Source organism: Citrobacter freundii complex sp. CFNIH2, assembly GCF_002880615.1.
GTDB classification, from domain to species: domain Bacteria; phylum Pseudomonadota; class Gammaproteobacteria; order Enterobacterales; family Enterobacteriaceae; genus Citrobacter_A; species Citrobacter_A amalonaticus_F.
This window is the reverse complement of the sequence record NZ_CP025757.1, coordinates 4,429,215-4,444,065: the sequence shown is the minus strand read 5'-3', so window position 1 is coordinate 4,444,065 and position 14,851 is coordinate 4,429,215. Positions and strand designations below refer to the sequence as shown.

Sequence of the window (14,851 nt, the reverse complement as noted above, 5' to 3'; positions counted from 1 at the left end):
CCGCAGTGACGATTAATTTTATTAAGGGTAATCCATTCTCCGAAAGGAGCCGTGTTTTATGAAAGTTTTGTTGGCTCATTCGCAAAATGAAATTAAGTTAAATTTCTCCATCTGCTTATTTTTTGACAATACAGAAAAGGTAAAACCAATACCTCTTTATTACGTCGCGCTCTCCGGTTGCGCCACGATGAAAGCGTGTTGATTGTTGAATCCATAACCACGCTTTTATCATGGTTATAAAACAGGCAAAAAAGAGGCCGACAGGCTGGCGAACGACCGCTTAACCGTGATATAGTTCACAAATATTATGAAACAAAAACAACGTTTCATTCAGTGTTGATGTGAATGCCTGTCGATAGCCAAAGTGCGCCACGCCTCCCGTGAAAACGCCGCGCTGTCCAGGGCACCTGCTATTCTCAGAGGAAAACTTTCATGGCTACCCTGACCACTGGCGTGGTTCTTCTCCGCTGGCAACTGCTGAGCGCTGTGCTCATGTTTTTAGCCAGCACATTGAATATTCGTTTTCGTCGCTCAGATTACATTGGTCTGGCTGTGATCAGCAGTGGACTCGGGGTTGTCGCCGCCTGCTGGTTTGCGACGGGATTACTCGGCATCACCCTGATGGATCTCTCCGCCATCTGGAACAACATTGAATCCGTGATGGTCGAAGTGATGAGCCAGACGCCGCCGGAATGGCCGATGGTATTGACCTGATTTCCCCCGAGCCTCCCTGACGGAGGCTTTTTTATTGTTTCCAGAAAATCCCGTCTCTGTCTGTTGCAGACACACTCGCCCCCTCTCTTCGATTTCAGCAAACCTGCATCGATGATTCGCTTATCTGGCGCGGTCCATTTATTCAGCAGACCGCGCTTTATAATATATTCTTCCGTTGTCTCTGATATCCCTAATGTCATTATTGTTCAGGATTTAAAAGTTATGTAAGGAAGACTATTTTTATTATTCTCACCTCAGATATTTTACAAAGAAATAGGTTGAAATACCGCTAATTGCCGCAACAACAATTGCAAACATAATCAATAAAATCAACTTCTTAGCATTATATATTCCAAACATAAACACCTCCTTTCCTAAATTTACACTTCCATTTACCCTCATAAAAAACAAGGGAAAATATCACCTTCACTCAAAGATAAAATAATATTTACCGAAACACCATTGATTAATATCAAACATCTAAAGGCATTATTCAAATAGTATGCGTGTGTTTCAAAATATTAAAATTTTATTCTTTGAGGAAATTTACTTTGACCAGAATGCCGAACAGCAATCGTCTCCATTCTGCGCCATGCGCTGGAAAAAAGCCGTACCAGCTGACTGTTGAAGAGGTTCTGAAAAATCAGCAGAGCCAACCTTCCGGGCTGACTCACAATGAAGCCAGCGCACGTCTCGCCAGGGATGGCCTGAACGCACTACCGGAAAAAGCGGGCAAACCCGCCTGGCTACGCTTTCTGGCCCATTTTCACGATGTTCTGATCTATGTCCTGATCGCCGCAGCGGCCCTCACCGCCGTCATGGGGCACTGGGTGGATACAGCCGTCATCCTCGGCGTCGCGGTGATCAACGCCCTGATTGGCCATATTCAGGAAAACAACGCGGAAAAATCGCTGAAAAGCATCCGCAATATGCTCTCCGCATCCGCCGTCGTAGTCCGTAACGGGCAACATGAGACGGTCGCGACTACCGATCTGGTCGTCGGCGATATCGTGGTACTGCGCGCGGGTGACCGTATTCCCGCCGATCTTCGCGTCATGGAGGCCCATAATCTGCGGGTTGAAGAGGCCATCCTGACCGGTGAATCCACCGTTGTGGACAAAACGGCAGAGGCCCTGACTGGCGAACTGCCGCTGGGCGATCGCAAAAACCTGCTGTTCTCTGGCACCACCATTAGCGCCGGGGCTGGACTTGGCGTGGTGATCGCCACCGGAGAAGCGACGGAACTGGGTCATATCAACCAGATGATGACCGAAATCGAGAAGCACCGCACGCCGCTGCTGGTGCAGATGGATAAGCTCGGCAAAGCGATTTTCTCCCTCATTCTTGCCATGATGGTCGGGCTGTTTATCTTCAGCCTGCTGCTGCGCGATATGCCGATGGGCGAATTACTGCTTTCGTTAATCAGCCTGGCTGTTGCGGCGGTTCCGGAAGGTTTACCGGCGATTATCTCGATTATCCTGTCGCTGGGCGTACAGACCATGGCCCGCAAACGCGCGATCATCCGCAAACTGCCTACCGTTGAAACGCTGGGCGCCATGTCGGTGATCTGTTCCGATAAAACCGGCACGCTGACCATGAACGAGATGACGGTTAAAGCCATCATCACGGCGGATAAAAATTATCGCGTGCAGGGCAACAGCTATGAGCCCACGGGCGAGATCCACGTCGAGGAAAACGACGCGCTGGCAGAGATTGCGCCTGGTAGCCTGCTCGAAAGCTATCTGCGCACGATTGATCTGTGCAACGACAGCCAGTTGATTCGCGATGAACAGGGCCACTGGGGAATTACCGGCGGACCAACCGAAGGGGCGCTGAAAGTACTGGCCGCGAAAGCTATGCTGCCAGCCGTTGAGAGCGAACTGCGCAGTAAAATCCCCTTCGATTCACAGTACAAATATATGGCGACGCATTATCGCATCGGCAACGACGAGCGCGTGCTGGTGACCGGGGCGCCGGATGTGCTGTTTAAACTCTGCCGGTTACAGCAAACCGCGAACGGCACGGAAGCCTTTACCCAGCCGCACTGGGAGGCCGAAATCGCCCGTTATGCCAAAGAAGGCCTGAGGATGGTGGCCGCCGCCTGGAAACCCGCACATGCCGATGCCAATGCGCTAACCCATGACTGCCTGAACGAGGGGCTCATTTTCCTCGGTATCGCCGGGATGATGGATCCGCCGCGCCCAGAAGCCATTGCGGCGATCGGCGCCTGTCAGCAGGCCGGGATCCGCGTCAAAATGATCACCGGCGATCACCCGCAAACCGCCATGAGCATTGGTGGCATGTTGGGTATCCATAACAGCACACATGCGGTGACGGGCTATGAACTCGAGCAGATGGATGAAACAGAACTCGCCGAAGCTGCCGTCACCTACGATATCTTTGCTCGTACCAGCCCGGAGCATAAGCTGCGTCTGGTGAAGGCCCTGCAAGATAAAGGCGAGATCGTCGGCATGACCGGGGATGGCGTTAATGATGCACCAGCGCTGAAGCAGGCCGACGTAGGGATCGCGATGGGCATTAAAGGCACCGAAGTGACGAAAGAAGCCGCCGACATGGTGCTGACGGATGATAACTTCGCGACCATCGCCAGCGCGGTACAAGAAGGGCGTCGCGTCTACGACAACCTGAAGAAAACCATTCTGTTTATCATGCCCACTAACCTGGCACAGGGACTGCTGATCATCGTCGCGCTGCTGGCGGGCAATCTGATCCCGCTGACGCCAGTGCTGATCCTGTGGATGAACATGGCGACCTCCGCCACGCTGTCATTCGGTCTGGCGTTTGAAGCCGGAGAGCGCAACATCATGCGCCGCCCACCGCGTCAGAGTAATGAGAACGTGATGGATGGCTTTGCTATCTGGCGTGTAGGTTTTGTCGGTACGCTCATTGCCGCCTGTGCCTTTATGCTGGAAGCCTGGCTACAGCCGCGCGGTCACAGCCCGGAATTCATCCGCACGGTCCTGTTGCAAACGCTGGTGACGGCGCAGTGGGTGTACATGCTTAACTGCCGCGTTTCCGACGGCTTCTCGCTGGGTCGCGGTCTGCTGATGAATAAAGGCATCTGGCTGGTCAGCGGTATTCTGTTGCTGCTGCAATTGGCGATTATCTACGTGCCGTTCTTGCAGATGTTGTTTGGTACTGAAGCCCTGCCGCTGCGCTACTGGGGAATTACCTTTGCCATCGGCATCGCGCTGTTCTTCATTGTTGAGATTGAGAAGCCCCTTACCCGCAAATTCCGCCGGAAATAACCGGCGGTATCCGGCAATAAAAAGGCCTCCCAAAACGGGAGGCCTTTTTCGTCTACGATGACGGATTAACGAACAACCATTACCGGCACCTTTGCGTAACGCAAAATATTAGCGGCTGCCGAGCCCAGCAGATGGGTGGCAATCCCCGGTTTGCGTGAGCCGATAATAATCATTTCAGCATGATGCGCCGCTGCCGCGTCATTCACCTCATCGCGAATATTGCCGTGTCGGACTTCAAAGCGGATCCTCTCCAGCGGCGTTTTGAATTTTCTCGCCAGCGCGAGCATTTTCTCCTGCGCATCGTTGGTCATGTACTCTTCGTATTTTTTGATATCCGAAGCAAAACCACGAATTGGCGACGTGTGCAGCTTAGGGAAAACATGCAACAGATGTAGCACACCCTCTTCTTTATTGAGCATGTGATCGGCCCAGGCAATCGCTTTGTCAGAAAGGTCCATCGCCAGAATATCAACCGGCATTAAAATGGCTTTGTTCATACTAATTTCCTTATGTTCGCTGACAGGCTGATCGTGTTTCCCTGAAAAGCCCGGCAAGGTTCAGTCTTAATGGGTGAAAGTTGCGAACGCAGGATAACCGATAATCGTCGTCATGACTTGATCACACGCAGTTAATTTATCTTCCTGATAACTCTGCAGATTTATTTACTTAGCGTGAGAAAAACTGACAAAAAAGCCCCGTATTTACGGGGCTCTTTAACTGAATAAATCAGTGGGCAATTAACGAGGATCAGAACGGGATATCGTCGTCGAAATCCATCGGCGGTTCATTAGACGGCGCTGCCGGTGCTGACTGCTGCTGCGGGCGAGACTGCGCACCGCCGCTGAACTGGTTACCGCCCTGTGGCTGCTGAGGCTGACCCCAGCTGCCCTGCTGCTGCTGACCGCCTGCCGGTGCGCCGCCACCCTGACGGCCGCCCAGCATCTGCATGGTGCCGCCAACGTTCACCACCACTTCCGTGGTGTATTTCTCAACGCCGGACTGATCGGTCCATTTGCGGGTACGCAACTGACCTTCAATGTAGACCTGAGAACCTTTACGCAGATATTCGCTGGCCACTTCCGCCAGTTTGCCGAACAGCACAACACGGTGCCATTCCGTCTGCTCTTTCATCTCGCCGGTCTGCTTGTCACGCCAGGATTCGGAAGTAGCCAGCGTGATGTTGGCGACTGCGCCACCATTCGGCATGTAGCGTACTTCCGGGTCCTGGCCCAGATTACCCACGAGAATAACCTTATTTACGCCTCTGCTGGCCATGATCGAGTCTCCTGAAAACGTTTCTTAATAAGTGTAAACGCGCGATTGTAGCATTACCAATAGCGATTTTACTACGTTGCGACGCGTATTCCGCGAAACAACCTCAGCCGGACATTGTTACATAAGACTCTGCGTTTTGCATTCCAATACTGTATATCCATTCAGGTTTTATTGTGTCATAATTAACCGTTTGTGATCGCCGGTGGCACCCTGCTGCGCCGGGCAAAAAAGCGTTTAATCCGGGAAAGGTGAATGGATAAGATCGAAGTTCGGGGCGCCCGCACCCATAATCTCAAAAACATCAACCTCGTCATCCCCCGCGACAAACTGATTGTCGTGACCGGGCTTTCGGGGTCAGGCAAATCCTCGCTCGCTTTCGACACCTTGTATGCCGAAGGGCAGCGTCGTTACGTTGAATCCCTTTCTGCCTATGCGCGTCAGTTTCTGTCGCTAATGGAAAAGCCGGATGTCGATCATATTGAGGGGCTGTCTCCCGCCATCTCAATTGAACAGAAATCGACGTCCCATAACCCGCGCTCCACGGTCGGCACCATTACCGAAATCCACGACTACCTGCGTCTGCTGTTTGCCCGCGTTGGCGAACCGCGCTGCCCGGATCACGATGTTCCGCTGGCGGCGCAGACCGTAAGCCAGATGGTGGATAACGTCCTGTCGCAGCCGGAAGGCAAACGCCTGATGCTGCTGGCGCCGGTGATTAAAGAGCGTAAGGGCGAGCACACCAAAACGCTGGAAAACCTGGCAAGCCAGGGTTATATCCGCGCCCGTATTGATGGCGAAGTCTGCGACCTCTCCGATCCGCCAAAGCTGGAACTGCAGAAGAAACACACCATCGAGGTGGTGATCGATCGTTTCAAAGTGCGTGACGATCTGAGCACTCGTCTGGCGGAATCGTTTGAGACTGCGCTGGAGCTTTCCGGCGGGACGGCGGTGGTTGCCGATATGGACGACGAAAAAGCAGAAGAACTGCTCTTTTCCGCCAACTTCGCCTGTCCAATCTGCGGTTACAGCATGCGCGAACTGGAACCGCGTCTGTTCTCCTTTAACAACCCGGCGGGCGCCTGCCCGACCTGCGACGGGCTCGGCGTACAGCAATATTTCGACCCCGATCGCGTGATCCAGAACCCTGAGCTGTCGCTGGCGGGCGGGGCCATTCGTGGCTGGGACCGTCGAAACTTCTATTACTTTCAGATGCTGAAATCGCTGGCGGAGCACTATAAGTTCGATGTTGAAGCCCCGTGGGCCAGCCTGAACGCGAACGTGCACAAAGTGGTGCTGTACGGTTCTGGTAAAGAGAATATCGAATTCAAATACATGAACGATCGTGGCGACACCTCCGTGCGTCGCCATCCGTTTGAAGGCGTACTGCACAACATGGAACGCCGCTATAAAGAGACGGAATCCAGCGCGGTACGTGAAGAGTTAGCCAAGTTCATCAGCAACCGCCCGTGCGCCAGCTGTGAAGGAACCCGTCTTAAGCGTGAAGCGCGCCACGTCTTCGTTGAGAATACGCCGCTGCCGACCATCTCCGACATGAGCATCGGCCATGCGATGGACTTCTTCAACAATCTCAAACTCGCCGGTCAGCGGGCGAAGATTGCAGAGAAAATCCTTAAAGAGATTGGCGATCGCCTCAAGTTCCTGGTCAACGTTGGCCTCAACTATCTGACGCTGTCCCGCTCCGCAGAAACGCTCTCTGGGGGCGAAGCCCAGCGTATTCGTCTGGCAAGCCAGATTGGCGCCGGTCTGGTCGGCGTGATGTACGTGCTGGATGAGCCGTCCATCGGCCTTCACCAGCGCGATAATGAACGTCTGCTGGGGACGCTTATCCACCTGCGGAATCTCGGCAATACCGTGATTGTGGTGGAGCACGATGAAGATGCGATTCGCGCCGCCGACCACGTGATTGATATCGGTCCGGGTGCCGGCGTCCACGGCGGCGAAGTGGTTGCTGAAGGTCCGCTGGAAGCGATTATGGCGGTGCCGGAGTCCCTGACCGGCCAGTACATGAGCGGCAAACGCAAGATTGAAGTGCCGAAACAGCGCGTGCCTGCAAATCCGGAAAAAGTGCTGAAACTGACCGGTGCGCGCGGCAATAACCTGAAAGATGTGACGTTGACGCTGCCGGTAGGACTGTTTACCTGCGTCACCGGCGTGTCGGGTTCCGGTAAATCGACGTTGATCAACGATACGTTGTTCCCGATTGCTCAACGCCAGTTGAACGGCGCGACGATCGCCGAACCGGCGCCGTATCGCGACGTGCAAGGCCTGGAGCATTTCGACAAGGTTATCGACATCGACCAGAGCCCGATTGGGCGGACGCCGCGTTCTAACCCGGCGACCTACACCGGGGTGTTTACGCCGGTGCGTGAACTGTTTGCCGGGGTGCCGGAATCGCGCTCGCGCGGTTATACGCCGGGGCGTTTTAGCTTTAACGTTCGCGGCGGGCGTTGCGAAGCCTGTCAGGGCGATGGCGTAATTAAAGTCGAAATGCACTTCCTGCCGGATATTTACGTGCCGTGCGACCAGTGTAAAGGCAAGCGTTATAACCGCGAAACGCTGGAAATTAAGTACAAGGGCAAAACCATCCATGAAGTGCTGGATATGACTATCGAAGAAGCGCGTGAATTCTTTGATGCTGTCCCGGCGCTGGCACGTAAGCTGCAAACCCTGATGGACGTCGGTCTGACCTACATTCGTCTCGGCCAGTCGGCGACGACGCTTTCCGGCGGTGAAGCCCAGCGTGTGAAGCTGGCGCGTGAGCTGTCGAAACGCGGTACCGGTCAGACACTCTATATTCTGGATGAACCGACCACCGGCCTGCACTTTGCCGATATCCAGCAGTTACTGGACGTACTCCATCAATTGCGCGATCAGGGCAACACTATCGTGGTAATTGAGCACAACCTGGACGTCATCAAAACAGCGGACTGGATCGTCGATCTGGGCCCAGAAGGCGGTAGCGGCGGTGGGGAAATCCTCGTCTCCGGTACGCCTGAGACCGTGGCGGAATGTGAAGCATCACATACTGCTCGCTTCCTCAAACCGATGCTGTAAAACGCAAAACGCCGTTCATGTGAAGATGTGAACGGCGTTGTTCATTGCAACTGTTTGCGTTTCTCTTCCGGTAGTGTATTGACCGCCTGTTGGTACGACGCATCCACCAGATAATAGATTTGTGAATCCGGCAACGAACCGTCGAGGTAGACGGTGCTCCAGTGTGCCTTATTGAGATGTCGGCTCGGACGCACATCGCTATGCTGCTGGCGTAACAATTCCGCCAGTTCAGGGCTGGTTTTCAGAGATACCGCCGGGCGATCTTCCACCTCTTTCACCATGGCAAAGAGCACATCTTCAACTTTGATTTGTGTGGCTTTCCAGTCATTGTGCACACTCTGCTCCGCGCCGATTTTCGCCATGCAGTATTGCAGTAACTCCGAATTGGTCATCGTAATTCCCCTTGCAAGCGTGATGCTCCACTGAAATGTCATCTATTCAGTGTGCAGCAAGACAGCAAAAGGTAAAAGCTGGCAGATCAATTTTGTTTAAAAAAACAGCAGATGCCCACCCGCCGGTTAATACTCCGAGTTTACGATCACCTCTTCACCATACCCGCCAGCCTGCGGCAACGGTTTGTAGGTCGAGTTTGAAGCGCGCAGAATACGGATCCCACGAATACCCGCATCACGCGCGGCGGTAATGTCGTTATCCGAGTCGCCATAGAACATGCGGATATTTTTATCCTGCAACCACTGCGTTTTGGTGTTCTGACCAGGCTTATCTCCGGCAAAAATCACCGGATTCATATTTGCCGCCGGAATGTGGAAGTTATCGGCCAGCGTTTTCGATACGGTTTCGGTTTTGGTCGGCGAACGGCCGGTGATAAAAAAGAGGCTGTCGCCACGACGGACGTGCATGTCAATCAACTGACGCGCGACCTCTTTTGGAATACTGAACTCATCCCAGCCGTTGTTCATTTTCTCCCAGAATGCCGGGTTCTTCAGATACGCCTCGCTGTCCGGTGACCAGGTTTTCTTGCCACGCCAGAAACCAGGACTGGAAAACAGCACGGTGTCATCAATGTCAAAACCGACGGCCATAGGCGGACGACCGGTCAGTGTGTTTTCGATCTGCGCCACGGAAACCCAGTGAATGGGGGCTTGTTCCGCGAGTTTCGCAACGTTAGTGCCTGGATTCAGCGGAGAAGGAGAAGAGGCCAGCGCGCTGGCGGAATGGTTTAAGGTGAATAACAAGCAGATGGCGCTCAGCGCCAGTGTGAGCCTTCGCATATTTTTCCCTGTTAAGTCATTTAGTTATCATTTTATTAGACCGATTGTTCAAAAAACTCTCTGACCATAACCCTGGCGACAGGTGAAAGGAAGGATTTTCTGCGGTTTTGTCCCGGAAAAGGAGCAGGATCACATAAGCATGGGAGCACTCATGAACAGACCGGATAAGGCGGCATATCGCCTTATCCGGCTTACCGATTACATGACCGCAGCAAAGGCCTTCGCTACGCGCTGCACATTCGCCACGTTCAGACCGGCCACGCACATACGCCCGCTGGCGATCAGATAGACGCCAAACTCCTCGCGCAGGCGATCGACCTGAGCCGCGCTCAGTCCGGTGTAGCTGAACATGCCGCGCTGTTGCAGCAGATAGTCGAAATTACGGCCCGGAATCGTAGCGGTTAGCACATTCACCAGCTCCTGGCGCATGGCCAGAATACGGGTTCGCATCGCCTCCACTTCCGCCAGCCAACTGGCTTTCAGCGCGTCATCGCCGAGCACCGTCGCGACCACCTGCGCCCCAAAGTTCGGCGGACTGGAGTAGTTACGGCGTACGGTCGCCTTCAGTTGCCCCAGTACGCGGCCTGCGGTGGAAGCATCTTCACAGACGACAGAAAGCCCACCGACGCGTTCGCCGTACAGAGAGAAAATTTTCGAGAACGAGTTGCTGACCAGGGCAGGCAGTCCGGCGCTGGCAATCGCGCGAATAGCATAGGCATCATCGTCCATACCGGCACCAAAGCCCTGATAAGCAATGTCGAGGAACGGAATCAGCTCACCCGCTTTCAGGATCTCGATAACCGCATCCCACTGCGCATGCGTTAAGTCCGCACCGGTTGGGTTGTGGCAGCAAGGATGCAGCAGGACGATACTGCGCGCAGGCAGCGTTTTCAGGGTCGCCAGCAGATCGTTGAAGCGCACGCCGTTGGTGGCATTGTCGTACCAGGGATAGGTGCTGACGGTAAATCCAGCCCCTTCAAAAATCGCGATATGGTTTTCCCACGTCGGGTCGCTGACCCACACGCCGGAATCCGGGAAATAACGCTTGAGGAAATCGGCCCCCACTTTCAGCGCGCCAGAGCCGCCCAATGTCTGAATCGTCGCCACACGCTGCTGCTGGAGAACCGGATGATCAGCCCCAAACAGCAATGGCGCGATGGTATGACGATAGGTATTCAACCCTTCCATCGGCAGATACAGCGAGGCGCCGTGCGGCTGCGCGTTAAGACGCGCTTCGGCTTCCGCCACAGCTTTCAACTGCGGGATGATCCCGTCTTCGTTGTAATACAGACCGATACTCAGATTCACTTTGTCACTACGCGGATCTTCTTTGAACCGCTCCATGAGCGACAGAATCGGGTCGCCAGCGTAGGCGTCAACTTTTTGAAACACGCGATGGTTCTCCAGGTTTACAGGCAGGGTGTTAAGACACAATAAACCGGATGGAGAGGAAGATCGAGCGCCTGGTGGGAATATTGCCGGACAGCGCTTATCCGGCCTACATTATTGAAATTCGCGCTGACCGTAGGCCGGATAAGGCGTTTACGCCGCCATCCGGCACTCCACACGCCCGCTTAATCGACGTACTTCATTGCTACCCGTGAAGTCAGGCGGGTAATCAGTTCGTAAGCACTGACTTTAGTCATTGCCGCAATGCGTTCAACCGGGAGTCCCTCCCCCCATAAAATCACCGGGTCACCGGCCAGGTCTGTCGCCTGCGGCCCGAGATCAACGCAAATCATGTCCATCGCTACGCGGCCCACAATCGGCACTTCGCGACCGTTCACCAACACCGGCGTACCGGATGGCGCAGCGCGCGGATAACCATCGCCATAGCCCATCGCCACGACGCCAAGACGCGTATCACGTTCGCTGATCCACGTTTCGCCATAGCCAACCGGCTCGCCCGCTTTATGCTCGCGCACGGCAATCAGGCTGGAGGTCAGCGACATGACCGGCTGGCAGCCGAAATCGGCCCCTGTGGACTGGTTTTCCAGCGGCGATACGCCGTAGAGAATAATGCCCGGGCGAACCCAGTCAAAATGCGACTGCGGCCAGAGTAAAATCCCGCCGGAGGCGGCAATCGAGCGTTGACCCGCTTTGCCTTCACAAAAGGTATTGAACACATCAAGCTGCCGTTCGGTCGCACCACATTCCGGTTCGTCCGCACGGGCGAAATGGCTGACGATATTGACCGGCTGGCGCACATTTTTACATTGCGTCAACCGCTGCCAGAAGGCGTCCGCTTCTTCAGGAAGCACGCCCAGACGATGCATGCCGGTGTCGAGTTTCATCCACACGGTCACCGGTTCATCCAGTTCGGCGGCTTCCAGCGCGGCCAGTTGTTCCTGGTTATGGACAGCCGTATGCAGGTGTTGTGCGGAAATGGTGGGCAGATCGGATGCCTCAAAAAAGCCTTCCAGCAGCAGGATGGGCTGCGTGATCCCCCCTGCTCGCAGACGCAAAGCTTCTTCGAGACGCGCCACACCAAAAGCGTCAGCATCGGGGAGCGTTCGCGCGGTCTCTAACAGACCGTGTCCGTAAGCGTTCGCTTTCACGACCGCAACCAGCTTACTGGCAGGTGCCAGTTCACGCAGACGTTGCAGGTTGTGTCGCAGAGCGCGGCGGTTAATAACTACAGTTGCCGCTTGCATTGTCATTCCTTGCCTTAATAAAGAAATAATCTTCTCAATCATTTGCATCACAGCAAGGCGACCAACGCCGCTGTGGCACAAAGGATGACGAGAATTTACTCGTCGTCGTACTGCGGTCCCGCATAATTATCGAAGCGCGACCATTGTCCGTTAAAGGTCAGTCGCACCGTCCCGATGGGGCCGTTACGCTGCTTACCAATGATGATTTCCGCAATCCCTTTCAGGTCGCTGTTCTCGTGATAAACCTCGTCACGGTAGATAAACATGATCAAGTCGGCATCCTGTTCGATCGAGCCGGATTCACGCAGGTCGGAGTTGACCGGACGCTTATCAGCACGTTGTTCCAGCGAGCGGTTAAGCTGCGACAGCGCCACGACCGGCACATGCAGTTCTTTTGCCAGCGCTTTCAGCGAACGGGAAATTTCAGCAATCTCCAGCGTACGGTTGTCGGACAGCGACGGCACGCGCATCAGTTGCAGGTAGTCGATCATAATCAGACCGATACCGCCATGTTCGCGAGCGATACGGCGCGCACGGGAACGCACTTCCGTTGGCGTCAGACCGGAGGAGTCATCAATATAGATGTTACGTTTTTCCAGCAGAATGCCCATCGTGCCGGAAATCCGCGCCCAGTCCTCATCGTCCAGTTGCCCGGTACGAATACGGGTCTGATCCACGCGGGACAGCGAGGCCAGAGAACGCATCATAATCTGTTCAGAGGGCATCTCAAGACTGAAGATAAGAACTGGTTTATCCTGCAACATCGCCGCATTTTCGACGAGGTTCATCGCAAATGTGGTTTTACCCATCGACGGGCGCGCCGCGACGATGATCAGATCCGATGGCTGCAGGCCCGCGGTCTTTTTGTTGAGATCGTCATAGCCGGTGTTAACACCCGTCACCCCGTCGTGCGGTTGCTGGAACAGTTGTTCGATACGCGCAACGGTGGCGTCGAGCACATCGGCAATGTTTTTCGGGCCTTCATCTTTATTGGCGCGGCTTTCCGCGATTTTAAAGACGCGGGACTCGGCGAGATCGAGCAGATCTTCACTGGTACGCCCCTGCGGATCAAAACCCGCATCGGCAATTTCATGGGCGACGGCAATCATGTCGCGCACCACCGCACGTTCGCGCACGATGTCCGCATACGCGCTGATGTTCGCCGCACTTGGCGTATTTTTGGAGAGTTCAGCCAGATACGCAAAACCGCCGACGCTGTCCAGTTGCCCTTGTCGCTCCAGCGATTCCGCGAGCGTAATCAGGTCTATCGGACTGCCGGTTTCCTGCAACCGCCCCATTTCCGTGAAGATGTGACGATGTGGACGGGTATAAAAATCTTCCGCTACCACGCGCTCGGCGACATCGTCCCAGCGCTCGTTATCCAGCATTAAACCGCCCAACACCGACTGTTCCGCTTCAATCGAGTGCGGCGGTACTTTCAGTCCGGCAACCTGTGGGTCGCGGTCACGGACATCAGTCTGTTGTTTGTTGAAGGGTTTATTTCCTGCCATAGTGAATGGAGTTACCGAGATAAAAGTGAGTTGAAGCTAATCTTCCGATGATACTGGAGAAATCATGGCAACACGAATTGAATTTCACAAGCATGGTGGCCCTGACGTGCTTCAGGCCGTGGACTTTACCCCCGCCGATCCGGCGGCGAACGAAATCCAGGTCGAAAACAAAGCGATCGGCATTAACTTTATTGATACCTATATCCGCAGTGGGCTCTATCCGCCTCCCGCACTGCCCAGCGGTTTAGGGACCGAAGCTGCTGGCGTTGTCAGCAAAGTGGGTAGCGGCGTCAGCCATATTCGCGTGGGCGATCGCGTGGTGTATGCGCAGTCCGCACTCGGCGCCTACAGTTCGGTCCACAACGTACCCGCCGATAAAGCCGCTATCCTGCCTGACGCCATCTCTTATGAGCAGGCTGCCGCCTCTTTCCTTAAGGGACTGACCGTTTTTTATCTGCTGCGCAAAACTTACGAAATCAAGCCTGACGAACCGTTCCTGTTCCATGCAGCCGCTGGCGGCGTAGGGCTGATTGCCTGTCAGTGGGCGAAAGCGCTGGGCGCGAAACTGATTGGCACCGTCGGCAGCGCGCAAAAGGCGCAGCGAGCGCTGGATGCCGGTGCATGGCAGGTGATTAACTATCGCGAAGAGAACATTGCCGAGCGGGTTAAAGAGGTAACCGGCGGCAAAAAAGTCCGCGTGGTGTATGACTCGGTCGGTAAGGATACCTGGGAAGCCTCACTGGACTGTCTGCAACGTCGGGGGCTGATGGTCAGTTTTGGCAACGCGTCAGGCCCGGTGACCGGCGTGAACCTGGGAATTCTGAATCAGAAAGGTTCACTGTACGCCACGCGCCCTTCTCTGCAGGGCTACATCACCAACGCCGAAGAGTTGACCGAAGCCAGCAACGAACTGTTTTCGCTGATTGCCAGCGGCGTGATCAAAGTGGATGTGGCTGACAGTCAGAAATATCCGCTGACAGAGGCACGGCGCGCGCATGAAGTGCTGGAGAGTCGGGCGACGCAGGGTTCCAGTTTGCTGATTCCTTAATTGCCAGGCTCCTGAAAGAAATTGGGCTTCCCATTGGGAAGCCCTTTCTTTTTTAGTTCGGCTGTATGTAGGG

General features: G+C 54.6%; 11 protein-coding genes. 4 read left to right on the top strand and 7 right to left on the bottom strand.

The window, feature by feature from the left end; genetic code table 11:
• The first annotated feature begins 432 nt into the window (after nucleotides 1-432).
• Together WM46_RS21680 and WM46_RS21675 are read left to right on the top strand one after the other, a co-directional pair.
• Complete coding sequence (locus tag WM46_RS21680; protein WP_042999048.1) at nucleotides 433-714, top strand: YjcB family protein; 282 nt, start codon at nucleotides 433-435, stop codon at nucleotides 712-714.
• 560 nt (nucleotides 715-1,274) lie between these two features.
• Complete coding sequence (locus WM46_RS21675; protein WP_102603294.1) at nucleotides 1,275-3,983, top strand: cation-transporting P-type ATPase; 2,709 nt, start codon at nucleotides 1,275-1,277, stop codon at nucleotides 3,981-3,983.
• 65 nt (nucleotides 3,984-4,048) lie between these two features.
• On the opposite strand, the gene WM46_RS21670 is transcribed toward WM46_RS21675, so the two are convergent.
• Nucleotides 4,049-4,480, bottom strand: coding sequence for a universal stress protein (locus tag WM46_RS21670; RefSeq protein WP_061075570.1), 432 nt, complete (start codon nucleotides 4,478-4,480; stop codon nucleotides 4,049-4,051).
• 250 nt (nucleotides 4,481-4,730) lie between these two features.
• Nucleotides 4,731-5,258 carry a single-stranded DNA-binding protein SSB1 gene (ssb1, locus tag WM46_RS21665; protein ID WP_046493925.1) on the bottom strand — a complete coding sequence of 176 codons (528 nt, stop codon included), beginning with the start codon at nucleotides 5,256-5,258 and terminating at the stop codon, nucleotides 4,731-4,733.
• A gap of 252 nt (nucleotides 5,259-5,510) precedes the next feature.
• On the opposite strand from ssb1, the gene uvrA reads away from it, so the two are divergent.
• Complete coding sequence (gene uvrA / locus WM46_RS21660; protein WP_061075571.1) at nucleotides 5,511-8,333, top strand: excinuclease ABC subunit UvrA; 2,823 nt, start codon at nucleotides 5,511-5,513, stop codon at nucleotides 8,331-8,333.
• Between the two features lie 41 nt (nucleotides 8,334-8,374).
• Here the strand turns inward: uvrA and WM46_RS21655 are convergent, their stop codons facing one another.
• The 5 genes from WM46_RS21655 to dnaB all read right to left on the bottom strand — a co-directional run bounded on the left by WM46_RS21655 (nucleotide 8,375) and on the right by dnaB (nucleotide 13,730).
• Nucleotides 8,375-8,725 carry an MmcQ/YjbR family DNA-binding protein gene (locus WM46_RS21655; protein WP_102603293.1) on the bottom strand — a complete coding sequence of 117 codons (351 nt, stop codon included), beginning with the start codon at nucleotides 8,723-8,725 and terminating at the stop codon, nucleotides 8,375-8,377.
• Between the two features lie 126 nt (nucleotides 8,726-8,851).
• On the bottom strand, nucleotides 8,852-9,565 hold the full coding sequence (gene aphA / locus WM46_RS21650; protein WP_102603292.1) for an acid phosphatase AphA: 714 nt from the start codon (nucleotides 9,563-9,565) through the stop codon (nucleotides 8,852-8,854).
• Nucleotides 9,566-9,763: 198 nt separating this feature from the next.
• Nucleotides 9,764-10,957 (bottom strand): aromatic amino acid transaminase, encoded by a 1,194-nt coding sequence (gene tyrB / locus WM46_RS21645; protein WP_102603291.1) that lies wholly within the window; start codon nucleotides 10,955-10,957, stop codon nucleotides 9,764-9,766.
• A gap of 182 nt (nucleotides 10,958-11,139) precedes the next feature.
• Complete coding sequence (gene alr, locus WM46_RS21640) at nucleotides 11,140-12,219, bottom strand: alanine racemase (protein ID WP_102603290.1); 1,080 nt, start codon at nucleotides 12,217-12,219, stop codon at nucleotides 11,140-11,142.
• Nucleotides 12,220-12,314: 95 nt separating this feature from the next.
• On the bottom strand, nucleotides 12,315-13,730 hold the full coding sequence (dnaB, locus tag WM46_RS21635; protein ID WP_042321088.1) for a replicative DNA helicase: 1,416 nt from the start codon (nucleotides 13,728-13,730) through the stop codon (nucleotides 12,315-12,317).
• A gap of 64 nt (nucleotides 13,731-13,794) precedes the next feature.
• Here dnaB and WM46_RS21630 point away from each other — a divergent pair, with 64 nt between their 5' ends.
• Nucleotides 13,795-14,778, top strand: a complete 984-nt coding sequence (locus WM46_RS21630; protein ID WP_102603289.1) for a quinone oxidoreductase — start codon at nucleotides 13,795-13,797, stop codon at nucleotides 14,776-14,778.
• Nucleotides 14,779-14,851 lie beyond the last annotated feature (73 nt).

Excerpts from the sequence above, each read along its gene's own strand:
- WM46_RS21680 (WP_042999048.1), top strand. The coding sequence starts at position 433 with ATGGCTACCCTGACCACTGGCGTGGTTCTTCTCCGCTGGCAACTGCTG.
- WM46_RS21675 (WP_102603294.1), top strand. The coding sequence starts at position 1,275 with ATGCCGAACAGCAATCGTCTCCATTCTGCGCCATGCGCTGGAAAAAAG.
- WM46_RS21670 (WP_061075570.1), bottom strand. The coding sequence starts at position 4,480 with ATGAACAAAGCCATTTTAATGCCGGTTGATATTCTGGCGATGGACCTT.
- ssb1 (WP_046493925.1), bottom strand. The coding sequence starts at position 5,258 with ATGGCCAGCAGAGGCGTAAATAAGGTTATTCTCGTGGGTAATCTGGGC.
- uvrA (WP_061075571.1), top strand. The coding sequence starts at position 5,511 with ATGGATAAGATCGAAGTTCGGGGCGCCCGCACCCATAATCTCAAAAAC.
- WM46_RS21655 (WP_102603293.1), bottom strand. The coding sequence starts at position 8,725 with ATGACCAATTCGGAGTTACTGCAATACTGCATGGCGAAAATCGGCGCG.
- aphA (WP_102603292.1), bottom strand. The coding sequence starts at position 9,565 with ATGCGAAGGCTCACACTGGCGCTGAGCGCCATCTGCTTGTTATTCACC.
- alr (WP_102603290.1), bottom strand. The coding sequence starts at position 12,219 with ATGCAAGCGGCAACTGTAGTTATTAACCGCCGCGCTCTGCGACACAAC.
- dnaB (WP_042321088.1), bottom strand. The coding sequence starts at position 13,730 with ATGGCAGGAAATAAACCCTTCAACAAACAACAGACTGATGTCCGTGAC.
- WM46_RS21630 (WP_102603289.1), top strand. The coding sequence starts at position 13,795 with ATGGCAACACGAATTGAATTTCACAAGCATGGTGGCCCTGACGTGCTT.